The organism is Cutibacterium nasicola (genome assembly GCF_052654715.2).
On record NZ_CP199745.2, the window covers coordinates 1,964,829 to 1,990,888 of the forward strand.

A 26,060-nucleotide genomic window follows, 5' to 3' on the forward strand; every position below is an offset into this window, starting at 1 on the left:
ATGTTCAAGACCCTGCAGAAAATCGGCAAGGCCTTCATGCTACCGATCGCCATCCTCCCAGCCGCAGGCCTGTTGCTGGGTATCGGTGGCGCGTTGTCCAACCCCACCACCGTCAAGAGCTACCCCGCCCTCGGCAATCCCATCCTCCAGGACATCTTCCAGGTCATGAGCGCAGCTGGAAATGTCATCTTCGAAAACCTCGCGCTGCTGTTGTCGATCGGCCTGTGCATCGGCCTGGCGAAACGCGACAAGGGAACCGCCGCACTGGCCGGCATCACCGGATTCCTCGTCATGACAGCCACCACCAAGGCCCTCGTCTCCCTGTCCTCCAACCCCGACCGGACGATTGACACCGGCGTCATCGGTTCACTCGTCATCGGCGCCGTCGCGGTGTGGCTCCACAACCGCTACCACAACATCGAGCTGCCGGCCTTCCTCGGCTTCTTCGGAGGCTCGCGCTTCGTGCCGATCGTCACGGCCTTCGCCGGAATCATCATCGGCGCGTTCTTCTTCCTGGTGTGGCCGCCGATCCAGGCCGGAATGGTGTCCGCCGGCACCGCGATCGCCGGATGGGGCGTCATCGGCACCCTCTTCTACGGATTCCTGATGCGTCTGGCGGGTGCCGTCGGTCTGCACCACATGATCTACCCGATGTTCTGGTACACCCCGCTGGGCGGTTCCGAGGTCGTCGCCGGACAGACCGTCGTCGGCGCGCAGAAGATCTTCTTCGCCCAGCTCGCCGACCCGAACCACGTCGGACTGTTCACCCATTCGACCAGATACTTCGCCGGCCGCTTCGCCACCATGATGTTCGGTCTGCCGGGCGCGTGTCTGGCGATGTGGCAGTGCGTGCCCAAGGGGCGTCGTGCCAAGTACACCGGCCTGTTCGCCTCGGTCGCCTTCACGTCCTTCCTGACGGGAATCACTGAGCCGATCGAGTACATGTTCCTCTTCGTCGCTCCCCTGCTCTACGTGTTCCATTCGGTCCTCGATGGCGTCTCCTTCCTGGTGGCGGACCTCATCAACATTCGTATTGGCAATACCTTCTCGGGTGGTGCTATCGACTACCTCCTGTTCGGTGTGCTGCAAGGTGAGGCCAAGACCCACTGGCTGTATGTGTTGCCTGTCGGCGCGCTCTGGTTCGTCATCTACTATTTCTCCTTCACCTTTTTCATCAAGAAATTCCGGATCGCCACTCCGGGACATCTCGAGGACACCATGACTGCCGCCACACCCACCGACAGAAGGTCCCAGGAAAAGTCCGAGCGGAGGAACAACGGGATCGACGAGACAGCGGCGGAGATCATCACTGCCTTGGGCGGTGCCGAGAACATCGAGGACGTCGACGCGTGCATCACGCGTCTGCGTGTGTCAGTAAAGGTGCCTGATCAGGTCAACAAAGCCAGACTCAAGAATCTCGGAGCGACCGAGGTCTTCGAGGTCGGCGGCGGAGTCCAGGCCGTCTACGGAGCCAAAGCCATCCTCTACAAGAACGCCATCAACGCCCAACTCGGAATCGACGACTGAAAGGTGTCGACATGTCCATTTTTCGCAAGCGCCGCAAGGCCACACCCCTGACCATCGCAGCACCGGTCTCGGGCGAGATCATCGATATTGCTGACGTACCGGACCCAGTATTCGCAGGCAAGCACATGGGCCCAGGCTTTGCGGTCGCCCCGGTCTCGGGCGACTTCACCTCGCCCATCGACGGCATCGTCATGCTTGTCGCGCCGACCCTCCACGCCGTTGGCCTGCGCGCAGACAATGGGGCGGAGGTTCTGGTCCACGTCGGCGTCAACACCGTTGAGCTGAAGGGCGAAGGTTTCACTGCCCACGTCAACGAGGGCGACTGGGTCAGGACCGGCGATCTGCTCCTGAGCGTCGATCTGGACAGCATACGGCCACACGTACCGTCGCTGATCTCCCCCGTGGTCGTGACCAACGCGGCCAGGTTCACCATCTCGGAACGCAGCAATGATCCGGCGTCAGTGCTCTCAGTCACCGCAGGATGACCCGGTGCAACGTTCGGATCGCTCACGGCACGCAACGACGAAGCAGGGATCGCTCAGACCAGGGCACGTCATCGTCAAGAAGATTTACAACAACAATGTTCTTCTCGGCGTCAACGGTTCGGGGACCGAAATAGTCGTCAATGCTCGCGGTATCGCCTATGGACGACACCGCGGGGAGATCGTCGATGCCTCATCGGCCCAGCGATATGTCGCAGAGGGTGCCTATCGCACGACCGCCATCGCATCACTGCTAACGAACGCCACTCACACCGAGGTGCGAGTGGCACAGGCAATCGTCGAATTGGCGCGCAAAGAGCTGGGCACTCCCCATGCCCGACGGATGATGCTGCCCATCCTCGATCACCTCGTCGCAGCTGTGCACCGAGCTAAGCAGGGGGCCGTCATCGATTTTCCCCTGGAATGGGAAGTCCGTCAGCTCTATCCCGATGAGGCGGAACTGGGCCGACGCGCTGTCGAAATCGTCGACGGTGCTCTCGGAATCCATTTGCAACCCGAGGAATGGGTGGCATTCTCCCTGCACTTCATCAATCAGCGGTGGGACAGTAGAGACGTTTCGCGGACCATGTCGATGACTCAGACGATCTGCGACGTTTTCACCGAGCTGGAGGACCTGTGGCACGTTGAGATCGACCGTTCGTCCATGAGCGCATCCCGCTTCGTCACCCACCTTCGCTATCTGTTCGCTCGGGCCTCGGACAACAAGCAGCTCTCTCACGTTGACCTGGACATTGTGGGACTCATGTCAGATCACTACCCAGAAGCCACATTGGCAGCTAGCCAAGTGGCCGAGCACATGTCGAAAGTAATCGGCAACGACCTGACGAAAGCCGAAATCAACTACATCGCCTTACACACCACCCGGCTCTACAACGAGGTGATGGGGATGGATGACTGACGATCGCGCACCTGTTAAGGCTCATCGGTAGCGGTCAATACACAAAAATGGCGATGACCCTCCTGCCGGAAAGCCAGCACCAAAGTCACCAGATCAAAATCCAGATGCGTGCCTAACTCCCACCGCAACATAACGAGGTTCAGCCGCTGCGATCCATCGCAGCGGCTGAACCTCGGGCTGATCAGATTCCGGTGATATCCTTAAATTTCACGGTCTTGATCTCACTAGGGTTTTGGGAACAAATCGCATCAAACTTCCATTTGCCGTGAGCATCGATAGAGTTGGCGTTGGCCAGACAGGTGTCCGTGTTGTTGCCGGACGCGTCATAGGCGTTGAATTCGATCTGGACGTAGTTGTTGATCGACTCGTCAGAGTTGTTGCGTACGTACCCCGTCACATGGACCGTGAACTCGTCCTTCTTCAACTTCCAACCCTTGAGCAGGGCAAGGTCGCCCTTAACTTGATCCTCGTCGGTGGTCTTCGCGGCAGGCTTTTCGACCTGCTTGGCCTGGCTCGTAGCTGGGGCGGACGCGGCCTTGTCGCTACCGGACTTCTGCTCGTCACCTCCTTTCGACCCTCCTTCCAGACCTGCGAAAATCCCCAGAATGACGACGGCGATGACAATCCAGAACCACACCCGCTTGTAGATCGGCTTTTTTGGCTTCGACGGCGGCATCCCGCTCGAGTTCAGGGCATATTGGAAGTTGGGCTGACCTTGCGGACCTTCTCCCGGGTACTGCGGTTGTGGGTAGTGGGGTGATTGCTGGTCATTGGACATTGGTGTCTCCTTTCGACTCCACACCAGTGCATCCCAGGATCGGGCCCTCCCGCATCGGCCGAACGGACAGACCGCAGGTGGCCGATTGGGCAGGTGTTTTCGTCCATCCGGTCGAGGCAGCCCTACCGAAACCGCCCTTAGGATGAGGGCATGATCGAGTACGAAGTCGTGGGCGACGATCGCAGGCCCGCCGTTTGGCTGTCCATCGTCCTCATCGCCATCGGAATACTCGGATGCTTCACCTCGACCGCGTTCTGTCCACTGGCCCTCCATATGACGGCGCAGAACCCCTCCGGTCTCACCGTGCTGCACGGAATCGCTACCCTCGTCGCAGATGTGGTTTTGCCCGTCTGGCTGCTATGGCGACATCGTCAACCGTTCACAATCACCCTCGTCACAGCGGCAATCAGCCTGGTGCTACCGATCGGTAACACCGTTCCTCTTATCGCCCTGGCATGTTTGCTGGGACGACGACGTGGCGCGGCACCGTGGTGGACCACCGCGGCCGTGACGATCACGACTACCATCGTAGGAGTCGTGGACGCCGCCAGGTCTCCGAAGGCCGCGTCGACGATCAAAACTCTCTTGTCCCCAGCAAACACCCCTGACACTGCTGATCTGACGGTCTCTTGGTTCACCGTTGCGGCCTTCATCGCCGCCGGGCTCATCATCTCCATTGGTTCGGGGCTGTGGCGCCGCACCCAACGCACCACAACCTCACTTACCCGGGAACGCGACGTCGCGCAGGCCACCAACGCCAAACTCGGCGACGAATTGTCACGCCGCGAGGAACGCGAGCGCATCGCCCAGGAAATCCACGATCAACTCGGCCATAGATTGTCCCTTCTCAGCCTGCAGTCCGGGGCGCTAGAGACTCAACTTCGGGACAATCCGGACGCCGTCAAGGCCGCCCACGAGGTACAGGCTGGGGCAGCTGCAGCCGTCAATGACCTGCATTCCCTGTTGTCGGTACTTACCGAGTCCCGCGTGACACCCGATTTGCCCCTGTCGAAACTGGCCGAGGTCATTGACGAGTCCTTCGGCGCCGGTCAGCCCCTCAATTCGAGCGTCTTCATTGAGGACGCCGATCGGGTCGATCCCGCCGTGTCGAGGGCCGTCTACCGCATCGTTCAGGAGCTGCTCACTAACGCAGCCAAGCACGCACCCGGGCAGACGACGACCCTGCGCGTACGCGGGAATCCCCGAGACGGAATCAGCATCGACGCGACGAACGGCTACATCGGCGGATGGGCTGGAGGACCGAGTGCCCATTCCCGCGGGCTTAAGGGGATCACCGAGCGTGTCGAGCTACTTGGGGGCAGCCTTCACTACGGTCTTGACGACGATCTGTTCCACGTCCATGTGGACATCCCGTGGCGGTGATAATCATCCCCGCCTGCTCCTAATAGACCACGGTGCAGCCGCAACGAATCGCAAACGGTGAACATCATAGGATGTGGCCATGCTGCCCGTTCGCGTCTTACTCGTCGACGACGACACGCTCGTACGCAGAGCTGTACGCCAGATCCTTGAGGCCGCTGATGACCTTGAGGTGGTCGGTGAGGCCAGTGACGGCGACGGAGCCGTGAGGCAGGCTCCCCAGGCCGATGTGGTCCTCATGGACCTGCGAATGCCCGGAATGAGTGGTGTGGAGGCGACATCGCGAATCACCCATTCCCCGAGCTCGCCCAAGGTCGTCGTCCTCACTACCGTCACCACCGATGCGGCCATCACCGACGCAATTCACGCCGGGGCATTGGGGTTCCTACTGAAAACCTCCTCACCTGAGGACATCGTCAGTGCCGTGCGTGCGGCCCACACTGGAGATGCCTTCATGTCCCCGACGTCGACCCGCCAACTTCTAGAACAGTTGCGGAGCGACACTGGTAGACAGGGCCACCGGGCTGCCCGCAAGACCCTTTCCGCCCTCACTGACCGGGAGCGAGAGGTTGCAATAGCGGTGGCCGAGGGACTAACCAATGACGCCATTGCCGCGCGGTTAAACATTTCGGCAAGCACCGTCAAGGCGCATCTGTCGACGATTCAGACCAAGCTCAACGTCGACAGTCGAGTCCGCATTGCGGTACTCGTTGAGCGGGCTGGGTATCTTGCTGCATAAGCGCAACGGCGCTGATAACTTGGGGCCACTGCGTGAAACTACTCACCTGATGACGGGCTGACCGCCCCCAATCGTTGCTTTCCTTGGCCCAAGGCGACGAGACTAGTGAGGTGCTCATTGACGCCGACCGCTTTGACCTTCTGGAGGAACTCATCCTTGCCGAACCTTTACGACACGGGCAGCCGGTTGTCCTCATCGATGGGCGCTCTAGGGCAGGAAAAACCACCTTAGCCAATACCCTCATCTGTCACCATGCCGACTGGCAGCTCGTCCACGCTGACGACCTGTACCCTGGCTGGTCCGGATTGTCATCGGTGTGGGACCTGCGTGATCTCGTCGCTAGACGCCGGTACCGGCGCTGGGACTGGTATCAAAACCGCTTCGACGACGAAGTCATCCTAGATGCGAATCGTCCCCTCGTTATCGAAGGCTGCGGGGTACTGACGCCGACGAATGCACCTTTGGCATCCCTGCGAGTGTGGTGCGAAGTCTCGGCACCGCTCAGGCGCCACCGAGCCTTAACCCGGAACCCAGAATTTCGCGACCAGTGGGCCATGTGGGCCATTCAGGAGGGGCTACACATCGCACGTCACCGACCAGCTGATCTCGCTGATCTCACCATTTCCTGACCGCCACCAAACGCGTATCAGACCACCAGATATTTGACCACCAGCGCGGCCACCATGGCAAGCAGTAACAAAACCATTCGAGGCCATGTCTGCGCGGATTTGCCAGCCTGAATACGTTTGGGGTCCTCGAAGAAAATAACCCCGCACATCATTCCGACGAGAAAACCCCCAAGGTGGGCCTGCCATGCGATCCCGGAGATGAACAACAGCAGTGCCGCGTTGATGGCCAGCACGATCCACAGGTCGCGGGTCGACGCCCCGAGCCTGCGTTGCACGATGAGCAGCACTCCGAACAGGCCGAAAATCGCGCCGGATGCGCCGACGACGCCGTCATTCATGTTCGGCAGGAGCGTCCCGTCACCGTGCGGGGAGGCCATCAGGCAGAACAGCACTCCCCCGCCCAGGCCGGACATGAGGTAGGCGGCGAGGAATCTGGCGCGTCCGAGGAAGGGCTCCAGAGATCGGCCAAGGGCCCACAACGCGTACATATTGAAGCCGATGTGGAAGATGCTCAGCGCGTGTCCGAACATCGACGTGACGAATCGCCACGGCTCATGGAACCCCTCGATCGGCGCCAGGACGACGGCGTCGCGGATCTGAGGGCTGACCCACTCCCCCGCCCACACCAGGAAACAGACGCCGATGAGGGTCCACGTCGCTACCGGAGCGTCGCTGCGTCGCTTAGGGCGGGCAACGGGTTTGGGCGCGGCTTGCTGGTACGACGCCGAGGGTGCTTCCCACGAGGGATCGACCTCCCCCGAGCGATATGGCTCGGACTCCGGTCTCGACGTCCTTTCTGCCTGCCCGGAATCTGGCTGCGAAGGTGCCCAGGAGGACTCGTCATGTTTCGGCTCGTCCGCCCATGAACCCCACTCGTCTGGGCGGGAATAATTGTCGGGACGTTGGTTGTTCTGGCTCATCGGCGTCCTGCAAGTACTGAGGTGATTGACTCGGTGATGGAGGTGTCGCGGAACTCGAATCCGTGCTCAAGGAGCTTGGCTGGCTTGACCCTCTGCCCTGCACACAATGTCTCGTCAACGAGCTGCGACCCGAAGATCGTCTTTGCCACCGGAACCGGGAATGGCACCACTGCCGGACGATGCATCGCCTTGGCCAGGGTTTTCGTGAACTCGGCATTGGTGCATGGATTCGGTCCGACGAGGTTGACCGGTCCACTGATGGAATCCTCAGTGAGGATCCGCACCATGGCCGACACATGGTCATGAAGGCTGATCCACGACATGTACTGGCTGCCGTCACCGATCTTGCCGCCCAATCCGAGCCGGAAGAGTGGGCGCTCCTTGCCGAGGATGCCGCCGAACGAGCTCATGACGTGACCGGTACGCAGGGTTGCCACGCGCACTCCCTCGGGAGCGGCGCACGCGGCTGCTTCCCACCGCTGGCAGACCTCGGCCAGGAACCCTTCGCCAGCGGGGTCATTCTCGTCGAGCCATTCATCGCCACGAGGGCCGTAATAGCCCACGGCTGATCCGTTGATGAAAACCCGGCAGCGTGGTGAGGATGCCAGAGCGCGCACGATGAGACGGGTGGAGTCAATGCGGGATGCCAGGATGCGGGTCTTGCGTTCTTCAGTCCAACGTCCCTCCGCGATGGGTGCTCCAGCCAGGTTCACCACGGCGTCGACATCGTCGAGGAATGGCGGGGCGATGGACAGGGTGTCGAGGTCCCATCTGCGGTCGGAGGGTTGGATGGCTTCATGACGAGTCAGCGTGACGACGTCATGTCCTCCCTTGCGCAGCCGCTGAACCAGCGCTGTGCCGATGAGACCGGCAAATCCTCCGATGGCAACCCTCATATGGCCATCCTACGGGGCAGGCGAAAGGCTCCTCGTGCCGTCCACCTGCCCCGTAACGGATTGTTGTCATCAACAATTGTGTTGACGCGAACGCTGGAAGTTCGCGAAGAAGGCACAGACGATGCCGCAGATCGTACCGGCGATGATGGTGATGAACATCGACTCGCCGAGCCCTCGTCCCAGATCATGACGAGCCATGATTCGGGCATCCATCATCATGGCGATGAACGCCGAACCAAGGGCTGAACCGACCTGGCGGGTGGCGTTGAAGACCCCCGAACCAGCTCCGGCGTCAGCCTGTCCGAGGTCGTCAGTACCAACGAGAGAAATCGGGCTCCACGTCATGGCCGAACCGATACCGGTGATGATCGAGAGCAGTGGGAAGACCCACAGACCTGTCGACGGCACGGTGAACAGCCACCATCCGATCGAGGCAATCACGTAGAGAGCCACGCCGATGGCAGCCATTCGTCCCGACGAGCGGCGCTGCAGAACCCGCCCAACCACCGGCGACAGCAAACCGGAGAAGATGGCGGTCGGGATGAGCAACAGAGCAGCAACCGTCGGAGACTTCCCACGAACGTTCTGCAAATAGACAGCCGTTGGCAGGAAGTAGGCAGTCACGAGCATGCCGACCAGGAAGATCGCGATGTTGGCAAGAGCGAAGTTGCGCTTGGTGAACAGACGCAGCGGAACCAGCGGTTCGAAGTCGCTCGCGTGCGCGTGCAGATGGGTCTGTGCCCATCGGGTCTGCGAGACGATGAAGAGCACCATGAAGACCACGCCGAGGATGATGAGCAAGGGCACCGAGATGATGCCAGTGATCGTCCCCCAGTTGTACTGCTCGCCCTCCTGGATACCGAAGACCAACAGGGTCATGCCGATACCCGACAGGATGACGCCGAGCCAGTCGAAGGCGTGGCCGTGGGTCTCGAGGGCAGGGACGTTCCGGATGGCCAACCAGAGCCCGATGACGGTGATCGGGACGTTGACGAAGAAGATCCACTCCCATCCCAGGGTGTCGACGAGGACGCCGCCAAGAACCGGGCCGATGAAGCTGGCCACACCTGCCGTGGCTCCCCACAGACCCATGGCGGCGCCACGCTTCTCCGGCGGGAAGAGTCGAGTGATCATCGACAGGGACTGCGGAGTCATGAAGGCAGCGCCAATGCCCTGAACCGCACGGGCGGCGATGAGGACGCCGATCGTCGGGGAGAGACCGCAGGCCAGCGAGGAGACTCCGAAGACGAGCATGCCGATGAGGTACATGCGACGCGGGCCCCAGCGGTCACCCATACGTCCGGTGATCAGCAGCGGGACGGCGTAGGTGAGCAGATAGACACTGGTGATCCACACGCCGTGGTTGAGATTGGCGTTGAGGGCGCGGATGGTCGCTGGCAGTGCGGTCGTGACGATCGACGTGTCAACGAGGATCATGAAGAAGCCCACGAGGAGGGCCCACAGAGCGCTCCATGCCTGCCTCTCGGAGACAACATTTCCATCTCGGTCCCGGGCAAGGCGATCGACGTCCACGACTGGCGATTGCTCGGACGACAAGAGGTCTCCTAGGGGGCGAAGAGGTTAGGGCAAGGGCCGATGATACCCCGGCGGATTACCCCGGGAACGTGTCATCGCCACGGCTGCGATGACATCCGAAACCTCACGACGACCCCGGCTCGAGCCTGGGCAAGACGGTCTGCGTCGTCGGGGTCGACAACCCCGATGACTGGGTACCCACCGGTCGTCGGATGATCCGGGCCGAAGACCAGGGGCACACCCGAGGTGGGCACCTGGATCGCTCCTCGCACCACCGGCTCACTCGTCAACTCCCCCGTCACTGCTCGCTCCAGGGACGGCCCTTCCAGCCGCGTCCCGACGCGGTCGCTCGCCTCTCCGACCCGCCATGTCGTCTCCTCGAGCGCGCGTCGGCCAGCGTCAGTGAACCAGTCGTCGCGCGGGCCCCATACGCCGTGGAGGATGAGTTCTTGTGGCGCGGGACCGACGTTGACAGGCTTCGTAGTGATGACGCCGGCTGGCCCATCCCCAACGGTGACGACGTCTCCCGTCTTGAGCGGGGCTGGTCCCATCCCTCGGGTCGGGTCGGCCGAGACGCTGGCAAAGGTCGGCGTCGCACTGATGCCTCCGGTGACGGACAGATAACTCCGTAATCCCGTTTCCGGCGCACCGACCGTCAGCGTCTGACCATCGGCGACGAGGAATCCACGGCCGTTGGGACGTGGTGATCCATCCAGATCAATCTCGACGTCTGCCCCTGTCGCAGCAACAAGAACAGGCTCTCCGATGCACGTCAGACGCACTGGACCGAGCAGAACTTCCAGGCACCCGAGACCGGCTGCGTTACCGACGAGACGAGCTCCCTCCCGATAGGCGCGACGATCCCACGCCCCGCAGCCACTGATCCCCAGATCGGCCCATCCGCGACGTCCAGCATCCTCGACGAGGGTTCTGGGCCCGGCCATCTCCACGACGAAGTGAGTCATGAGGTCACCGCCTCGAACTTGATGACGGCACCCGGCAACAGCAGGGCCGGCGGGTCAGCGTTCTCGTCCCACAGCGTCATCTCCGTCGTCCCGATGATCTGCCAACCGCCCGGTGACGCTTGCGGATAAGCCCCGGTGAATCCGTCGGCCAGGGCGATACTGCCCGGTGGGATCCGGGTTCGGGGGCTGGAGCGACGTGGAATCCGGTAGGGCCAGTCCACCCCGGACATGTACCCGAACCCAGGCATGAATCCCGCGAACTCCACCGTCCACAGCTGGTCGCTGTGGTGCTTCACCAGCTCGTCGGTCGTCATGTCGAGCAGATCTGCCACGTCCGACAGATCGAGTCCGTCGTAACGCACGGGCACTGGGAGGGGCTCCCGCGATCCCTCCTCGACAGCGTCCAATCCCCCGGCGAGCAGGTCTTGGACATGGGCGACGGCTCCCGGCAACAGGTCAGCGGACTCCACCTGGACGAGCACCGTCGTTTGGGCCGGTACGAGATCCACCATCCCTTCAGCCGGGTGGTCGCTCAGGGCGCGATGCAGACGCCGCCGCTGACCGGCGTCGTCCAGTTCGACGAGAACCGCCGTCCGCCCGGCCGGCAGCAGTCTCATGCGACAGCCCGCAGCTCGACACCGGCAGCAGCAAGACAATCGCGCACCGCCGTGGCCATCGTGACAGCCCCCGGGGTGTCACCGTGAACGCACACCGAATCGGCCTGGATACTCACCTCGGTGCCATCGATGGCGGTCACCGCCCCCTGGGTCACGAGCTTGACGACCCGCTCGGCGACCTCGTCGGGGTCGTGCAACACCGATCCCTCCTGGCTACGCGACACCAGGGTGCCGTCCGGGTTGTAGGCGCGATCAGCAAAGGCCTCACGCAGGGTTCGCACCCCCTGCTGCTCGGCAAGGTCGAGGACGAGGGCGCCGGGCAGACCGAGGATGGCCACGTCAGAATCCGTGGCGGAATTGACGGCGACGATCGCCTCGACGACAGCTCTGGCCTGCGCCTCGTGGTGGACGATCGTGTTGTACAAGGCGCCATGAGGCTTGACGTAGCGCACCGACGCGCCGTGAACCGCGGCAACCCCGCGCAGCGCCGACAACTGGTAGATGACCTCGTCACGCAGTCGTCCGGGGTCTACGTCGACGAAGTTGCGACCGAACCCGGCGAGGTCCCGGTAGGCGACATGGGCCCCCACGCACACCCCGCGTTCTGCGGCGGCCTTGCAGGTGCGTCCCATGACGACGGCATCGCCGGCATGGAACCCGCAGGCCACATTCGCCGAGGTGACGATTCCCAGCAGGGACTCGTCGTCACCCATCTTCCACGACCCGAAGGACTCCCCCATGTCTGCATTGAGATCAACAGTTGTCATGACCCAAGATTGCCGCAATCTGCCTGGCCGTCGTGACAGATCCGGCAATGGAGACGTGAAATACTCCCGACACGCTCTCTAGAGTGACGCGACAAAATCCCCAGAAACACCCAGGAGAGGAGCGAACCATGTGGGTTCTGCTTGCCGTGGCGATCGTCGTCGTCGGCTTCGCGCTGCGGCTCAACGCCATGCTCGTGGTCGCAGTCGCCGGTGTCGCTGCCGGTCTCATTGCCGGCATGTCGCCGGTCAAGATCATCGAAACTTTCGGTACCGGATTTGCCAGTTCTCGATCCGTGACGGTCTTCATCGTCGTGCTGCCTGTCATCGGATTGCTAGAACGTCACGGCCTAATGCAACAGGCCGGCCGCCTGATGTCGAAGATGAAATCCATGACGGCTGGGAAGCTCCTCGCCATCTACCTCGCCATTCGCCAGATCACCGCTGCACTGGGGTTGTCATCCATCGGCGGACCCGCCCAGGCGGTGCGTCCCCTCGTCGTGCCGATGGCTGAGGCTGCCGCCCGACGCAGTCACCCTCGCTACACCCGCAAGATGCGGGAGAAACTGCGCTCCTATGCCTCCTCGGCGGACACCATTGGACTGTTCTTCGGTGAGGACGTCTTCATTGCCATCGGGTCGATCCTGCTCATCACCGGCTTCGTCGATGCCACCTACAACCTCAAGCTCGAAGCCCTCCAGATCGCCCTGTGGGCCATCCCGACGGCTATCTGCGCCTTCCTCATCCATGCCCCACGGATGTGGCTGCTGGATCGCAAGCTCGCCAAGATGGCCGCCGAGGGAGGGGACGACGTCGGCGTCGACACCACTCCTGAGCCTGGCCGCACCGTCAGTCTGCCTTCGGGCGGCAATCCTGAGCAGGGGGTCCGCGAATGATCAAGGTGGAATGGTTCTACTGGCTGTGCGGAATCCTCTTCCTCATCATCGCCGTCATCCGGATGCGCGATCGCGATGACAGGAAGCGGTTAGGATCAGCAGCCTTCTGGGCGATCCTGGCCTTCTGCTTCGGCTACGGCACCTTCGTCGTCGACAAGACGGCACCGGCACTCGTGGAGGGCGTCGCTGTCCTCCTCCTGGTCGTACTGGCGGCATGCGGCTTCCCGGGCCGCGGCTCCAACGAGACCACTACTGACGCCGAGCGGGAGGAGCTCTCCGAGAGGTTCGGCAACAAACTGTTCGTGCCCGCCCTCATCATTCCGATCGTCGCCGCGATCTTCGCGGTGGCCGGCATGCGTGACCTGTCCTTCGGCGGAAATCCGGTGTTGGAAACCGGCATGGCGACCATCATCGGTCTAGGAGCTGCTTCGCTGATCTCCCTCGTCGTCGCCATGATCATGTTCAAGGTGCGCTCCCCCATGGTGCCCTTCAAGGAAGGTGACCGGCTGCTCGGCCACATCGGTTGGGCAGCGATCCTGCCTCAGTTCCTGGCGACCCTGGGCACCCTGTTCAATAATGCCGGCGTCGGTGACGCAGTGGGACGCATCACGTCGTGGATCCTGCCGTCCGGAAGTCTCTTCGCAGCGGTCTGTGTTTACTGCATCGGCATGGCCTTGTTCACCCTCGTCATGGGCAACGCCTTCGCGGCATTCCCGGTGATGACGGCTGCCGTCGGGTGGCCGCTACTCATCCAGCACTTCGACGGCAACATGGCTGCCATCTTCGCAATGGGTATGTTGGCCGGATTCTGCGGCACCTTGTGCACCCCGATGGCCGCGAACTTCAATCTGGTCCCGGCAGCTTTGCTTGAGCTTGATGACAGTTATGGTCCTATCAAGGCGCAGATCCCCACCGCTGTTCCACTGCTGTTCTGCAACATTCTCATCATGTATCTGTGCTGCTTCCCAGGAGGTTTGCTGTGAACGTTGACGATTACGCCCAAGGATGGGCCACGACGATCATTGACGGCCTGAATCGGCCCTTCCCATGGGGTTCAGCCCACCAGTCCCAGGGGCCGGACGACGTCGACGTCACGCCATGGCGTCTCCATCCGTGTTTTCATGGGTGTCTGGACTGGCATTCCTCGGCACACATGCAGTGGTCGGCCCTCACCTTGCTCGAGCACGCAAACCAGTCGATCGATTGCGCAACCATTGACGAGCTGGTTGGCCTTCTCAATGCGCGTCTGACCAATGAGAATGCCCAGGTGGAGGCGGAGTACCTGCGGGTTCATCGCGGGTACGAGCGTCCCTACGGCTGGGGATGGGCGGCACTGTTGTCCGCCAAGTGTTCAGCGCTGGCCACCATGACGAGCAATTCGCCGGAGTGGGCGTCCGCGACTCGGATCGTCGGACGCCAGATCTTCGACAACCTGCTGGCATGGCTGCCGACGATGACCTTCCCCGTCCGCACCGGAACCCACGACAACACCGCTTTCGGTATTGGCCTGTGCCTCGATGCCGCCCAGGCCCTGGGACGTAGCGACGTCGTCGATGCCATTGTCAAGCACTCCCACCGTTTCTTCGACGCCGACACCGACTACCCGTCGTCCTGGGAGCCCAGCGGCAATGACTTCTTGTCGGCGGCGTTGAGCGAAGCCCACCTCATGGCGCGGGTCTACCGGACCGAAGGTCGCTCCGATGAGTTTGGCACCTGGCTGCACGCCTTCCTACCGCATCTGGGACAGGCTGACGACAACCTGTTGGATGTCGCCGAGGTGACCGACGGCACCGACGGCAAGCTCGCCCACCTGTATGGGCTGAGCCTGTCGCGGGCCTGGCAGCTGCGGGTGCTGACACCATGGCTCGACGACGACGCTCGTCGCCGCATCGAGGTGGCCACTAATCGTCAGATCAGCGAGGTGGCCTCCCAAATCACTGACGGCGACTTCATGTCCACCCACTGGCTGGTGTCCTTCGCCCTCCAGGCGTTGCTGGTGTGACGAGGCACACCTGATATCAGCGAAATGTGATATCACGACTACGTCCCAGCCGGGGACGTTCAGCCTCTACGGTCATGCATGCGGTGCACCGCCTCGGCGTTAGTATCCAGGAAGTCGGCGTACCGAAAGGCAAGCGATGCCACGGAGCCCGCAGTCGTCACAGGAACTGAGCCGTCCTGCCATAAAACGTGCCTGCGCAGTGCAGGGAATGGCGGCATACCGACAAAACTGCACGACCGAGCGATCCTCAGCCAAGATGAGGAACTTGTCGCCAACTGCAGAGCGGTCAGCCCATATTGCTAGAGTGACACACTTCCCCATGTCCTTCCTACGGGGTGTCCGAGGGCTAGTGGCCGTTAACCTGCCTCCGAAACACATCGTCCACATAGTTTTAGAATTAATCACTTCTGTTGGATTCACCTGAATTGAAGGATCGAAAGTTCCCTCCAACCGATCGTGGTCTAGACGTTGTTTTTGACATCCCACCTCCACATCGCAAGTCCACGATCTATTAAACTCATCGAAAAGCATCTCCATGAAATGGAGCCGTCCCAAGTCACGAATATTTCGCATCAGCGACGTATCAGAGACGACAATGCGAATCATGCCACAATCCAATCTCCGAAATCTCTGAAAAGGCGGGCATTGCGGGAACCGGCGACGCTACAAGGTCTTCGACCGGTGTAGCGGTCATCTTTGTCAAGGCGCCAGGGAGATGGCAACCTCACTGACAAGATCGGCATGCCGCTCAATGATCCACTGTGGGACTATTGGAACCCGCAATAGTCGAGTGTGATCCGATGCTATAACTGGATTCTTCTTGTTCCATAACTCAGCAAACTCCGACTAGGCTAGAATCGAAAGACTATTTCCAAGATTATCGCAACGGATGCGAAGCGCAGCCACGCCAATGGTATAACCCCAACAGAAATCCGCAATATTCGGACGCATCGGCATCTTCACTGAGGCCTACGACGTCGCCAGAGGCATAAGGAAGTCAGCGGCAAACCCGTTGACAATTACTTCTTCATTCAACTGGACATCGGGGTTGCCCCCCAGTTTGAACCCTGCCACGCCAAAAAAGCAAATGCACCAACTCGTAGAATATCCTGAAACCGCCGAATACCATGCAGAAGTCGTGTGCACGATGACAATTCTTCGACCACAGACCACCACCGAATAAGTTTAAACTAGGTCCGCGTGGACATGAGACAAGAACACTAAATCCACGCCAAGACTCGAAAGAAAACCAGATAAGTTAATGACCGGAGCCGGGAAGGCTCGTCCTCCGCCGCGACCCACCTTGCTATACGCACGAGCGGACTTCTTTCCCCGGGTCGCTCGCGGCACTTACACTGTAGCAAGCACATCGAATATAGTGTCACCGGTCACATCAGCCAGCAGCAAGGCTGGCTCAACCAATTCCAGATCTGCACAGCCAATAGCATCTGAAAGAATATGCACTACTCCATCAGAGTCATACTTATGCCTAAATATAGTGCGAATGATCTTAGCATCAACACTCCCGTCAATGAGCCAACCCAGATCAATGTCAAGTACTTGACTGATACATTCGCTTCACCAACTGTGAACTACCTGACGCCATTGAGTGACTTACCCCGGCTTGTCCTTGCATATGCCAATTCAATCGGCAAGGCCCTGTTGATCCATGGGCCGCTTACCAAGCACTTTCTTAATACGCTCACCCATCTCACTCATGGCGTGTGCATGATCCCGGGTTAGGATTCTGGCAACTCTATCGGACTGTCCTGTTCGCTTTCCCGAACACATGGCTCGCAGGACAATTTCGCCCGCCTAACAGTCCCATTCAATAGTTTCATACCTCAGTGCGAGAACGCGAGGTCATCTAGCTGACATACGCACCCGCTCAGCCTGCCGCGCCGCCCCAAGAGCCACGTACTCCCCTGGTTCAGGAATACTCACTTTGCACCCCAAAACGGAGCCCGCAAGCTGTTGAACTGCATACAAGCGGGCCCCTCCTCCGACGAGAACCACTTCATCGATGATGACATCCAGCCGACGGAGAGCATCCAACGCTCCGCGCATTAAATTGAGTAAGCCTTCTACCGATGCACGAGCCACATGGGCACGGTCGCTATTCGCCAGATTCATCCCGGTCAGAGCTGCGGTGGCATCAGGAAGATTCGGGGTCCGTTCCCCCTCGAAGTACGGGGTAAGAATAAGTCCGCCAGCATCCGGAACCGACAGCGCCAAGTCGCTGAAACGTTGATAGTCAGTACCAATACCGGTAATCGAAGCCATTGCGTCAATGATGCGCGCGGCATTGAGGGTGCAGGCTAGCGGCAACCATCGTCCTGTTGCGTCACTGAATCCAGTCACCAATCCAGAACCGTCGGCAGTCGGATGCTCTGATACCGCAGCCACGACTCCCGACGTACCGAGCGAGAGCATCGCCTGTCCGGGCTTCAATCCAAGAGCCAGCGCAGCTCCAGCATTGTCCCCACAGCCGGGCCCGAGGATAACGTGCCCCCAATCATGCTTCGAGTCCCCATTTCCGGCGCGTTCCCACGGTGAGAGGACCCGCGGCAAAACAATCTGTTCTGCTCGTTCATAACTGACGCGCAGAGCATCCATCAAGATATCTCGCCGATATGTCGAATCTCTCCCATCGAAATACCCTGTACCCGACGCCTCAGAGCGGTCCGTAATCAAGTCATTCACATCGTGACTACCCGAGATCCTCCAAGTCAGCCAGTCGTGAGGCAGGCATATCGCAGCAACTCTGGCAGCATTGTCAGGCTCATGATCAACTAGCCACCGAAGTTTCGTCACCGTGAGTGATGCCACGGGTACAGACCCAACGGCGTCCGCCCACCACGCAGCTCCACGCTCACGATCTCCTCCACCAGCTTCGAGGATCAGAGCCTCCGCCGCTTGCGCCGATCGGGTATCGTTCCACAGCAGTGACGGGCGGATGACATCGCCATTTTCGTCGAGGCAGACCATGCTATGCTGTTGGCCCCCGACTGAAAGTGCGGCCACATCGTCGAGCCCGCCGGCCTGTGCAACCGCATCCTGAAATGCTCGCCACCAAGCCTGCGGGTCTACTTCCGTGCCGTCGGGATGCCCTGCCCGCCCCCCTCGCACGACCCGTCCAGACCGCGGGTCAATAACGAGCACTTTGCATGACTGGGTCGAGGTGTCCACCCCAGCTACGTATCGATGCACGTTGTGTTCCAATCGACCAGATGCCGTGGCAATCATCGTCTCTCCTCCTTCGTTTACAGGTCGGCATTGTCACAAAATCGCGTCGACGTATCCGATCGCCGCGGCTGAAACATCAATCCTCAGGCGTGAGCTAGATTGGGGTCGTCCTTAGCAGAGGCAGCACGTAGCGCCTCTTCGATCTCTTCCAAGGAGCGATTACGGGTTTCAAAGCATTTAGCGTGCACGAACCACAACGCAGCGAGGCATAACACGCCATACCCAATAAACAGGTTGGCCGTACCTAACGAACCAAGTAGAACTGGGAAAGTCAGCGAGACGATAGCATTGGCCGCCCAGTTGATGACGCTACCGAAGGAGTTCCCCAGCCCACGGATATTGAGAGGGAACATCTCACCAATCATAGTCCACATCACCGGACCCCATGTTGCTGAGAAGAAAGCGATATAAATCGTCAATGCAACCACACAAATCACCCCAGCGGCCAACGACCCCTCAGCGAAACGCATGGAAAAACTCATGACGAAGAGGGAAACAGCCATACCCAAACCGCCAGCAATGAGCATCACCTTGCGGTCGACTTTATCCATAAGCCAGATCCCTAGTGCAGTGACAATAACATTGAACACACCAATACCGATGTGAGCTAACAAGGCTGCTGAGACTCCAAATCCTACGACAGTAAAAATGGTGGGTGCATAGTACAGTACTGTGTTGCAGCCCATGATCTGCTGAAACACCGCCAGACCGATGGCTGCGATGAGAGCCGGACGAGCCGTCTTGCCGAACAACTCCTTGTGCCCACCATTTTCCACGGCAGCTTGTTGACGGATCCCGGCAATCTTTTCGGTAACAACTTCGTCGTTATCTCGGTATATACCTCGCAAGATGACGGTGGCCTCGTCCTCTCTACCCGCACGTACTAGAAACCGCGGGCTTTCGGGAAGCACTAGGGCTCCGAAAAATAAAATTGCCGATGGAATCGCAGCGCAGCCTAGCATCCAACGCCAGCCACTGTAGAACCCTGCAAAAGCATAGTTAGTGACATAAGCCAGCAAGATTCCTGTCATAATCATGAGCTGGAACAGCCCAGTAAGGAAGCCACGGCGGCTCGCGGGGGCAAGTTCCGAGAGATATGTCGGAATCAACGCCGATGCGATACCTACACCCATGCCAAGAATCACGCGAGCAATAATGAGCATGGTCACCGAGTGGGCCAACCCAGACCCAAGCGCCCCGATGAAGAAAATCACCGATGCGAGCAGGATGAGCCGGCGCCTGCCGTAACGGTCAGACATTGGACCGATAAATGCTGAGCCAAGTACCGCACCAAGCAAAACAGAACTGACAACCCAGCCCTGGCCCCAAGATTGCAACTGGAGCTGATCCTGAATGAATAGGATAGCGCCAGAAATGACTCCCGTGTCATAACCGAACAGGAGTCCGCCCAAGGACCCGAAAACGTAGATGAACCCCATGGGAGTTTTATGCTTCTGCATCACACACCGCCGTTGGTTTGCGTTTCTTACCTCGCACCGTCGCGAGGGTGCCCCGAGGCTCTGAAGCATCAGGGACTTAAATTAGAGATTTCGGGAAATCCGTGGGCCCCGGGCCGACAGCTACCGCCGGCCCGAGCCACGCGTGCGATCAGGATTGGGCTAATGCCGCCACAACGTAGTTGCTGACAGTAGCCTTCACAGCTTCTGCATGATCGGAATGGGTTGCCGCTATAAGCTGGCTTTGAGCCATGTCTAGAGCGTGTTCCTCAAGCTCAGCCAGAGTTGCACTGCCCTCGTCTATTTTCTTGCCTAGACCATCTTCGTAGGAGCTATAGCGATCGGCGATGACGTCCTCGATGTACTTGTCTTCATGCAGCTTCGCCGCTACGAGCAGACCGGCAGCATAGGTATCCATCCCAACAATGTGTGCACCAAAGAGATCTTCTGGGGCGAACGAGGTACGTCGTGGCTTAGCGTCGAAGTTGAGGCCGCCATGCGGGCCGATACCACCAGCGTCAAGAATCTCCCACATCACAGCGGTGGCCTCATACAGGTCAGACGGGAACTCGTCGAGATCCCACCCGAGCAGTTTGTCGCCCTGGTTAGCATCCAAAGAGCCAAGCATGTTGGCAGCCCGAGCCACACGGATCTCGTGCTGGTAACTATGTCCTGCCAGGTTAGCGTGGTTTCCCTCGAGATTAAGACGGAAGTGATCATCCAGCTCATAGCTCTTCAGGAATGCGATCGTCGTAGCAGCGTCATAGTCATACTGATGAGTCGTTGGTTCCTTAGGCTTGGGCTCGATTAAGAACTGCGCTCCTAGACCGATTTCCTTGGCGTAATCCACAGCTAACCGGAAGAATGAAGCCTGATGGTCCTGCTCACGCTTGAGATCGGTATTCCACAAGTTCTCATAGCCCTCACGACCGCCCCAGAATACGTAATTTTCGGCGCCTAGACGTTTTGCGATCTCCAAGCTGTGCTTGAGTTGGGCAGCGGAGTAGGCATAGATGTCAGCGAACGGTGACGTGGCGGCACCAGCCTCAAAACGCGGGTTCGTGAACAGGTTACTGGTATTCCAGAGCAGCTTAATACCGGTCTCAGCCTGAAGATCGGCGATATGGTCAACGACACGGTCGAGATTCTTATTCGTCTCACGTAGAGTGTCGCCCTCAGGCGCGATGTCACGATCATGGAAGCAGAAGTATTCCACACCAAGTTTTCGGTAGAATTCAAACGCGTAGTCCACCTTCGCCAATGCCAGATCCATCGGGTCAGTGAAGTGGTCGTACGGACGCTGCGCAGTTCCATCCCCAAAGGGATCAACCAGGCGCTGATCGAAAGTATGCCAATAGGCAACAGCAAAGCGCAGCCACTCAGCCATGCGCTTCCCAGCAACGATGCGATCGGGTTGATAGTAGCGGAAGCCCAGATTCTGCTTGAGATCCTCAGGGCCCACGAATGGGATGGGATCAACATTCCATAGTCCAGACATGCTGTGCGTACCTCCTTGTACATCCGAGCGAGCGTCTTGGGTAGGCAGTCGCTCCATAATTTGTTTTTCGATGTTACAAACATCAGCGTAACCCATCTCTCCAACCCCCCGCAAGCACCTCGTCTACAAGATTTGATCGCCCCATGCACTTTTGTAGCCAGGCATCCCAACACAACCATAGTTACGGCTCTGACAAGCTATTACGCTCTGGAGTATGTCGACATCCGAGTGGACATAGGCGTCACCGCCACCTCGTCAGGCGCCAGTCTGGCCGTACCGCCCTATCCAAACAAGTCCCATATTCACATCAGATCAGCCAACCGAATCCCCCTGTTTGTTTTTCTGTTCGATTATCATGAAGGCTTTGTGGTTTAGTGTTGTCGTCATGCCTAGGCCGAAGCGACGCAACCCGGCATCCCCTGAGCAACGCACGATAAGCATGAACGCTCGAGACGTCCGTGCTTCGAACCTAGCCAGCGTCTTCTCGGCTATTGCCACCCACCCAACTGCCCTGTCACGTGCTGACATCGCCGATGAAGTCGGTCTGACACGCTCGACTGTTTCCCGGCTAGTGGACAGTCTGTTGTCCAGCGGCATCATCATGGAACTCAACGCTCCGAACAATGGCACCCCCGGCCGACCCGCAACGCCTCTCATTATCCGGCCGGGAGCTGTCTTCACGATCGGGTTAGAGGCGAACGTGTCTTACCTGACGGCTCTAGCGATGGATCTAACTGGTGAGGTCTTGTTCCAAGAGGCACGGACCGGGGACTTCCGTCATAGCGAACCTAAGGCCGTCTTGACTAAGCTCGGCGCAATGGGTTCCGCCATGGTCAACCGGCTACGCTCATCGGCCATTAGTTTTGGAGGAACAGCGCTCGCTCTACCCGGCATCGTTGTCGGTGACACCCTATATAAGGCCCCCAACCTTGGGTGGGAACACGTAACCCCCGCACCTCTGCTCGATCCCGGAGAAGAGCTCGGCGACATCCAGGTCGGCAATGAAGCGACCTTCGCCTCGTGGAGTGCTGCAAGGCTCTCTCCCGGTGTCCCGAACGGTCCTGAGAACTTTCTCTATATCTCCGGCGATGTCGGCGTCGGTGGGTGCATCGTCGCCCATTCGCGCCCTTCCATCGGCAGACAAGGATGGGGAGGTGAGATAGGCCACGTCTGTGTAGATCCAGCTGGACCGACATGCTCCTGCGGTTCAACAGGTTGTCTTGAGGCTTTCGTAGGCCACCGTGCGCTCGCCCGTACACTCCACTTGCCTAGTTCCACGACGGCTGCCGGGATGCTCTCCAGCCAGCCCCTTCCCGAACTTATCCAAACACTTTCCCTAGCTGGACGAGCGCTCGGCCGAGCCATCGCAGATATCGCCAATCTCCTCGTCATTCATGACGTCATCTTCGGCGGCGAACTAGCCACGCTTCTGCCTGCGTTGGAACCGTCCGCGCGCATCGAACTCGATCAGCGAGTTTTAGGGCCCCGACCAGTACGGTTCATCACCTCTCCAGATGCGTCGGAGCGCTGGGCCGCTTCCCGAGGGGGAGCAATCAGCCTTCTCGAGCCGCTCCTCGATAATCCAGACAAACACATCAATGTGTGACGAAGCCCCGAACTCTTCCCCATACGACACTGTGGCCCGGCGCATCGAGCGCCGGGCCGCAGTGACGTGCTCAAGTGATCAGTCCTGCTGACCGTTGTTGTTGTCCCCTGCCGACGAGGTGAGCTCCTCAGGGACCTCATCCGGAAGCTCGGAGCGCTCCGTGCCCTTGAACACGAACGGCTCCTCGGAACCCTCCGGAGCGGCGTCGACAACCACGATCTGACCGGGCTTGACCTCGCCGAAGAGGATCTTCTCGGCCAGGACGTCCTCAATGTCGCGCTGGATGGTGCGACGCAGTGGACGGGCACCCAGCAGCGGATCGAAGCCACGCTTGGACAGCAGCTCCTTGGCGGCCGGGGTGACCTCGATGCCCATGTCCTTGTCGCCCAGACGCTCCTCCAACTGGTCCACCATGAGGTCGACGATCCGTAGGATGTCGGACTGGGTGAGCTGGTGGAAGACGATGATCTCGTCGAGACGGTTGAGGAACTCGGGGCGGAAGTGCCCCTTGAGCTCCTCGGTGACCTTGGCCTTCATCTTCTCGTAACTGGACTCGGCGTCGTTGGCCTTGGAGAAGCCAAGGTTGACCGACTTGGAGATGTCACGGGTACCGAGGTTAGTCGTCAGCACGATGACGGTGTTCTTGAAGTCCACCACACGACCCTGGGCGTCGGTGAGACGTCCCTCGTCGAGGATCTGCAACAGGGAGTTGAAGATGTCGGGGTGGGCCTTTTCGATCTCGTCGAAGAGGATGACGCTGAATGGCTTGCGGCGCACCTTCTCGGTGAGCTGGCCGCCCTCCTCATAACCGACGAATCCCGGCGGGGAACCGAACATCCGGGATGCGGTGTGCTTCTCGGAGTACTCACTCATGTCCAGTGTGATGAGGGCATCCTCGTCACCGAAGAGGAACTCGGTGAGCGCCTTGGTGAGCTCGGTCTTGCCGACACCAGAGGGGCCGGCGAAAATGAACGAGCCAGCCGGACGCTTCGGATCCTTGAGGCCGGCGCGGGTACGACGGATGGAACGGCACAGCGCCTTGACGGCGTCCTCCTGTCCGACGTAACGCTTGCCGATCTCGTCCTCCATGTGGAGTAGTCGCTGGGACTCCTCCTCGGTGAGCTTGAAGACCGGGATGCCGGTGGCTCCAGAGAGCACCTCGGCGATCTCGTCAGGACCGACGACGGCCGGAACCGACTCGTCGCCCTGTTTCCACTCCTCCTCCTTGGCCTCGCGCTCGGCAAGAAGCTTCTTCTCGTCGTCGCGCAGCCCGGCGGCACGTTCGAAGTCCTGGGCGTCGATGGCGGCTTCCTTCTCCACGCGCACGTGAGCGATCCGATCGTCGAACTCGCGCAGGTCCGGCGGGGCCGTCATGCGACGGATGTTCATCCGGGCGCCGGCCTCGTCGATGAGATCGATGGCCTTGTCAGGAAGGAAGCGGTCCTGGATGTAACGGGCCGCAAGGTTGGCCGCCGAGGCGATGGCCTCATCGGTGATGGTGATCTTGTGGTGAGCCTCGTAGCGATCGCGCAGACCCTTGAGGATCTCGATGGCCAGCGGGATCGACGGCTCAGCCACCTGGATCGGCTGGAAACGACGCTCCAGGGCGGCATCCTTCTCGATGTACTTGCGGTACTCGTCAAGGGTCGTCGCACCGATGGTCTGCAACTCACCGCGAGCCAGCATCGGCTTGAGCATGCTGGCAGCGTCGATGGCTCCCTCGGCAGCGCCGGCACCGACGAGGGTGTGGATCTCATCAATGAACAAGATGATGTCGCCGCGATTCTTGATCTCCTTGAGGACTTTCTTCATCCTCTCCTCGAAATCGCCGCGGTACCGCGATCCGGCGACCATGGAGCCAAGGTCCAGGGAGTAGATCTTCTTGTCCCGCAGGGTCTCGGGGACGTCGCCGCGCACGATGGCCTGAGCCAAGCCCTCGACGCAGGCGGACTTGCCGACACCGGGCTCACCGATGAGAACCGGGTTGTTCTTGGTACGGCGACTCAGCACGACCATGACCCGCTCGATCTCGGTCTCACGCCCGATGACCGGGTCGAGCTCGCCGTCACGGGCTGCATCGGTGAGGTTGCGACCGAACTGGTCCAGGATCGTCGCCGAGGACTGCTGCGGACCAGCCTCGGGTGCGCCGGAGGTGGCGGCTTGACGCTCGTCCCCCTGGTAGCCCTGCAGCAACTGCAGGACGCTGTTGCGCACCGTGTTGAGGTCGGCACCAAGGCGGATCAGGACCTGGGCGGCGACACCTTCTCCCTCACGGATGAGGCCGAGCAGGATGTGCTCGGTGCCGATGTAGGAGTGATTCATCTGAAGGGCCTCGCGCAGACTCAGCTCAAGGACTTTTTTGGCGCGCGGAGTGAACGGGATGTGGCCGGTCGGCGTCGAGGAGCCGTGGCCAATGATTTCCTCCACCTGGGCGCGGACCGCCTCCAGGGAAATGTCGAGGGACTCGAGGGCCTTGGCCGCAACGCCCTCGCCCTCGCTGATGAGCCCGAGCAGCAGGTGCTCGGTGCCGATGTAATTGTGGTTCAGGGCCTTGGCCTCATCCTGGGCCAGGACGACGACCCGACGGGCCCGATCGGTGAACCGTTCGAACATGAACTCTCCTTGTATGTGGGGCAGATCAACCACCGGACACACCGGCGGACGGATCCACCCGCGGTCGCGTGAAACCTTCATGCAACCAACCGACAGCACTGGACTGTCGGCCTGTGTGGTCAGTCTAGTAACCGCTGACGACAGATCTGAGATACCCGCTTACGCCGCTGGCACAACCCCGGGTGGAACAGAACAGCGCCGGAGCCTTCCTGCTCCGGCGCCGTCACCGACACGCCTTGTCAGACGATCACATAACTGGGATCAATGAGCTCGATCGTAGGCCTCACAAATCTCGTTGGAGACGCGCCCACGCTCCGAGACCTCGAAGCCGTGCTCCTTGGCCCACCGACGGACCTCGTTGGCAGTTGGTCCTCCGGTGGGACGACGACCACGAGTACGCCGGCCACCGGTGCGACGAGCATTGGCGGTCCACGTGGACAGATCATCGCGCAGCTTGGAGGCGTTCTCGGCGGACAGATCAATCACATAGCTGACGCCGTCAAGGGCGAAATTGACGGATTCCTCAGCAGGACTCCCGTCCACATCGTCGACAAGATCAACACGTACGCGCTGTGCCATGGTATTCCTTT

The 26,060-nt window shown here is 60.1% G+C and carries 22 protein-coding genes; 10 read left to right on the forward strand and 12 right to left on the reverse strand.

Annotated elements, in window-relative coordinates:
• The 3 genes from ACUCCZ_RS09325 to ACUCCZ_RS09335 are packed head-to-tail and all read left to right on the forward strand — an operon-like array spanning window position 1 to window position 2,928.
• Window positions 1–1,527: a PTS transporter subunit EIIC gene (locus ACUCCZ_RS09325; RefSeq protein WP_435917262.1), complete on the forward strand. Its 1,527-nt coding sequence runs from the start codon at window positions 1–3 to the stop codon at window positions 1,525–1,527.
• Window positions 1,528–1,538: 11 nt separating this feature from the next.
• Window positions 1,539–2,012: a PTS sugar transporter subunit IIA gene (locus tag ACUCCZ_RS09330; protein WP_435917263.1), complete on the forward strand. Its 474-nt coding sequence runs from the start codon at window positions 1,539–1,541 to the stop codon at window positions 2,010–2,012.
• A gap of 4 nt (window positions 2,013–2,016) precedes the next feature.
• On the forward strand, window positions 2,017–2,928 hold the full coding sequence (locus ACUCCZ_RS09335; protein WP_435917264.1) for a PRD domain-containing protein: 912 nt from the start codon (window positions 2,017–2,019) through the stop codon (window positions 2,926–2,928).
• 181 nt (window positions 2,929–3,109) lie between these two features.
• Here ACUCCZ_RS09335 and ACUCCZ_RS09340 read toward each other — a convergent pair whose 3' ends face one another.
• Window positions 3,110–3,604 carry an FxLYD domain-containing protein gene (locus tag ACUCCZ_RS09340; protein ID WP_435917395.1) on the reverse strand — a complete coding sequence of 165 codons (495 nt, stop codon included), beginning with the start codon at window positions 3,602–3,604 and terminating at the stop codon, window positions 3,110–3,112.
• Between the two features lie 252 nt (window positions 3,605–3,856).
• Here ACUCCZ_RS09340 and ACUCCZ_RS09345 point away from each other — a divergent pair, with 252 nt between their 5' ends.
• From ACUCCZ_RS09345 to ACUCCZ_RS09355, 3 genes are all read left to right on the forward strand, one after another.
• A complete protein-coding gene (locus tag ACUCCZ_RS09345) occupies window positions 3,857–5,089 on the forward strand; it encodes a sensor histidine kinase (RefSeq protein WP_435917266.1) in 1,233 nt (410 codons plus the stop codon).
• Window positions 5,090–5,168: 79 nt separating this feature from the next.
• Window positions 5,169–5,825: a response regulator gene (locus tag ACUCCZ_RS09350; RefSeq protein ID WP_435917267.1), complete on the forward strand. Its 657-nt coding sequence runs from the start codon at window positions 5,169–5,171 to the stop codon at window positions 5,823–5,825.
• A 74-nt stretch (window positions 5,826–5,899) separates the two neighbouring features.
• A complete protein-coding gene (locus ACUCCZ_RS09355) occupies window positions 5,900–6,454 on the forward strand; it encodes a nucleoside/nucleotide kinase family protein (protein ID WP_435917268.1) in 555 nt (184 codons plus the stop codon).
• A gap of 17 nt (window positions 6,455–6,471) precedes the next feature.
• On the opposite strand, the gene ACUCCZ_RS09360 is transcribed toward ACUCCZ_RS09355, so the two are convergent.
• The 6 genes from ACUCCZ_RS09360 to ACUCCZ_RS09385 all read right to left on the reverse strand — a co-directional run bounded on the left by ACUCCZ_RS09360 (window position 6,472) and on the right by ACUCCZ_RS09385 (window position 12,155).
• Window positions 6,472–7,374, reverse strand: a complete 903-nt coding sequence (locus ACUCCZ_RS09360; protein WP_435917269.1) for a rhomboid family intramembrane serine protease — start codon at window positions 7,372–7,374, stop codon at window positions 6,472–6,474.
• Entirely contained in the window at window positions 7,371–8,270 is a 900-nt protein-coding gene (locus tag ACUCCZ_RS09365; protein WP_435917270.1) for a TIGR01777 family oxidoreductase, read from the reverse strand. The genes ACUCCZ_RS09360 and ACUCCZ_RS09365 overlap by 4 nt, the downstream gene beginning before the upstream one ends.
• A 69-nt stretch (window positions 8,271–8,339) precedes the next feature.
• Window positions 8,340–9,827 (reverse strand): DHA2 family efflux MFS transporter permease subunit, encoded by a 1,488-nt coding sequence (locus ACUCCZ_RS09370; RefSeq protein ID WP_435917271.1) that lies wholly within the window; start codon window positions 9,825–9,827, stop codon window positions 8,340–8,342.
• Window positions 9,828–9,898: 71 nt separating this feature from the next.
• A complete protein-coding gene (locus ACUCCZ_RS09375; RefSeq protein ID WP_016666905.1) occupies window positions 9,899–10,771 on the reverse strand; it encodes a 5-oxoprolinase subunit C family protein in 873 nt (290 codons plus the stop codon).
• Complete coding sequence (locus ACUCCZ_RS09380; RefSeq protein ID WP_435917272.1) at window positions 10,768–11,388, reverse strand: 5-oxoprolinase subunit B family protein; 621 nt, start codon at window positions 11,386–11,388, stop codon at window positions 10,768–10,770. Before ACUCCZ_RS09380 ends, ACUCCZ_RS09375 begins: the two co-directional genes overlap by 4 nt.
• Complete coding sequence (locus tag ACUCCZ_RS09385) at window positions 11,385–12,155, reverse strand: LamB/YcsF family protein (protein ID WP_435917273.1); 771 nt, start codon at window positions 12,153–12,155, stop codon at window positions 11,385–11,387. Before ACUCCZ_RS09385 ends, ACUCCZ_RS09380 begins: the two co-directional genes overlap by 4 nt.
• A 128-nt stretch (window positions 12,156–12,283) precedes the next feature.
• Here ACUCCZ_RS09385 and ACUCCZ_RS09390 point away from each other — a divergent pair, with 128 nt between their 5' ends.
• From ACUCCZ_RS09390 to ACUCCZ_RS09400, 3 genes are read left to right on the forward strand one after another with little or no spacing between them, the layout of a single operon-like run.
• Window positions 12,284–13,048 (forward strand): DUF969 domain-containing protein, encoded by a 765-nt coding sequence (locus tag ACUCCZ_RS09390; RefSeq protein ID WP_435917274.1) that lies wholly within the window; start codon window positions 12,284–12,286, stop codon window positions 13,046–13,048.
• Complete coding sequence (locus ACUCCZ_RS09395; RefSeq protein ID WP_435917275.1) at window positions 13,045–14,031, forward strand: DUF979 domain-containing protein; 987 nt, start codon at window positions 13,045–13,047, stop codon at window positions 14,029–14,031. The genes ACUCCZ_RS09390 and ACUCCZ_RS09395 overlap by 4 nt, the downstream gene beginning before the upstream one ends.
• The gene (locus ACUCCZ_RS09400) at window positions 14,028–15,050 is read left to right on the forward strand and encodes a DUF2891 family protein (protein WP_435917276.1); all 1,023 of its coding nucleotides are present in this window, start codon (window positions 14,028–14,030) and stop codon (window positions 15,048–15,050) included. Before ACUCCZ_RS09395 ends, ACUCCZ_RS09400 begins: the two co-directional genes overlap by 4 nt.
• A gap of 1,863 nt (window positions 15,051–16,913) precedes the next feature.
• Here the strand turns inward: ACUCCZ_RS09400 and ACUCCZ_RS09405 are convergent.
• From ACUCCZ_RS09405 to xylA, 3 genes are all read right to left on the reverse strand, one after another.
• Window positions 16,914–18,296, reverse strand: coding sequence for a xylulokinase (locus tag ACUCCZ_RS09405; protein WP_435917277.1), 1,383 nt, complete (start codon window positions 18,294–18,296; stop codon window positions 16,914–16,916).
• An 83-nt stretch (window positions 18,297–18,379) separates the two neighbouring features.
• Complete coding sequence (locus ACUCCZ_RS09410) at window positions 18,380–19,735, reverse strand: sugar porter family MFS transporter (protein ID WP_435917278.1); 1,356 nt, start codon at window positions 19,733–19,735, stop codon at window positions 18,380–18,382.
• A gap of 169 nt (window positions 19,736–19,904) precedes the next feature.
• Window positions 19,905–21,251, reverse strand: a complete 1,347-nt coding sequence (xylA, locus tag ACUCCZ_RS09415; protein ID WP_435917279.1) for a xylose isomerase — start codon at window positions 21,249–21,251, stop codon at window positions 19,905–19,907.
• A gap of 355 nt (window positions 21,252–21,606) precedes the next feature.
• Here xylA and ACUCCZ_RS09420 point away from each other — a divergent pair, with 355 nt between their 5' ends.
• On the forward strand, window positions 21,607–22,857 hold the full coding sequence (locus ACUCCZ_RS09420; RefSeq protein ID WP_435917280.1) for an ROK family protein: 1,251 nt from the start codon (window positions 21,607–21,609) through the stop codon (window positions 22,855–22,857).
• 78 nt (window positions 22,858–22,935) lie between these two features.
• Here ACUCCZ_RS09420 and ACUCCZ_RS09425 read toward each other — a convergent pair whose 3' ends face one another.
• Together ACUCCZ_RS09425 and ACUCCZ_RS09430 are read right to left on the reverse strand one after the other, a co-directional pair.
• Complete coding sequence (locus ACUCCZ_RS09425; RefSeq protein WP_435917281.1) at window positions 22,936–25,470, reverse strand: ATP-dependent Clp protease ATP-binding subunit; 2,535 nt, start codon at window positions 25,468–25,470, stop codon at window positions 22,936–22,938.
• A 261-nt stretch (window positions 25,471–25,731) separates the two neighbouring features.
• Window positions 25,732–26,049 (reverse strand): histone-like nucleoid-structuring protein Lsr2, encoded by a 318-nt coding sequence (locus tag ACUCCZ_RS09430; RefSeq protein ID WP_435917282.1) that lies wholly within the window; start codon window positions 26,047–26,049, stop codon window positions 25,732–25,734.
• Window positions 26,050–26,060 lie beyond the last annotated feature (11 nt).

Coding starts and splice junctions, on each gene's coding strand:
- ACUCCZ_RS09325 (WP_435917262.1), top strand. CDS start 1: ATGTTCAAGACCCTGCAGAAAATCGGCAAGGCCTTCATGCTACCGATC.
- ACUCCZ_RS09330 (WP_435917263.1), top strand. CDS start 1,539: ATGTCCATTTTTCGCAAGCGCCGCAAGGCCACACCCCTGACCATCGCA.
- ACUCCZ_RS09340 (WP_435917395.1), bottom strand. CDS start 3,604: ATGCCGCCGTCGAAGCCAAAAAAGCCGATCTACAAGCGGGTGTGGTTC.
- ACUCCZ_RS09345 (WP_435917266.1), top strand. CDS start 3,857: ATGATCGAGTACGAAGTCGTGGGCGACGATCGCAGGCCCGCCGTTTGG.
- ACUCCZ_RS09350 (WP_435917267.1), top strand. CDS start 5,169: ATGCTGCCCGTTCGCGTCTTACTCGTCGACGACGACACGCTCGTACGC.
- ACUCCZ_RS09360 (WP_435917269.1), bottom strand. CDS start 7,374: ATGAGCCAGAACAACCAACGTCCCGACAATTATTCCCGCCCAGACGAG.
- ACUCCZ_RS09365 (WP_435917270.1), bottom strand. CDS start 8,270: ATGAGGGTTGCCATCGGAGGATTTGCCGGTCTCATCGGCACAGCGCTG.
- ACUCCZ_RS09375 (WP_016666905.1), bottom strand. CDS start 10,771: ATGACTCACTTCGTCGTGGAGATGGCCGGGCCCAGAACCCTCGTCGAG.
- ACUCCZ_RS09380 (WP_435917272.1), bottom strand. CDS start 11,388: ATGAGACTGCTGCCGGCCGGGCGGACGGCGGTTCTCGTCGAACTGGAC.
- ACUCCZ_RS09385 (WP_435917273.1), bottom strand. CDS start 12,155: ATGACAACTGTTGATCTCAATGCAGACATGGGGGAGTCCTTCGGGTCG.
- ACUCCZ_RS09390 (WP_435917274.1), top strand. CDS start 12,284: ATGTGGGTTCTGCTTGCCGTGGCGATCGTCGTCGTCGGCTTCGCGCTG.
- ACUCCZ_RS09395 (WP_435917275.1), top strand. CDS start 13,045: ATGATCAAGGTGGAATGGTTCTACTGGCTGTGCGGAATCCTCTTCCTC.
- ACUCCZ_RS09405 (WP_435917277.1), bottom strand. CDS start 18,296: ATGATTGCCACGGCATCTGGTCGATTGGAACACAACGTGCATCGATAC.
- ACUCCZ_RS09410 (WP_435917278.1), bottom strand. CDS start 19,735: ATGGGGTTCATCTACGTTTTCGGGTCCTTGGGCGGACTCCTGTTCGGT.
- xylA (WP_435917279.1), bottom strand. CDS start 21,251: ATGTCTGGACTATGGAATGTTGATCCCATCCCATTCGTGGGCCCTGAG.
- ACUCCZ_RS09420 (WP_435917280.1), top strand. CDS start 21,607: ATGAAGGCTTTGTGGTTTAGTGTTGTCGTCATGCCTAGGCCGAAGCGA.
- ACUCCZ_RS09425 (WP_435917281.1), bottom strand. CDS start 25,470: ATGTTCGAACGGTTCACCGATCGGGCCCGTCGGGTCGTCGTCCTGGCC.
- ACUCCZ_RS09430 (WP_435917282.1), bottom strand. CDS start 26,049: ATGGCACAGCGCGTACGTGTTGATCTTGTCGACGATGTGGACGGGAGT.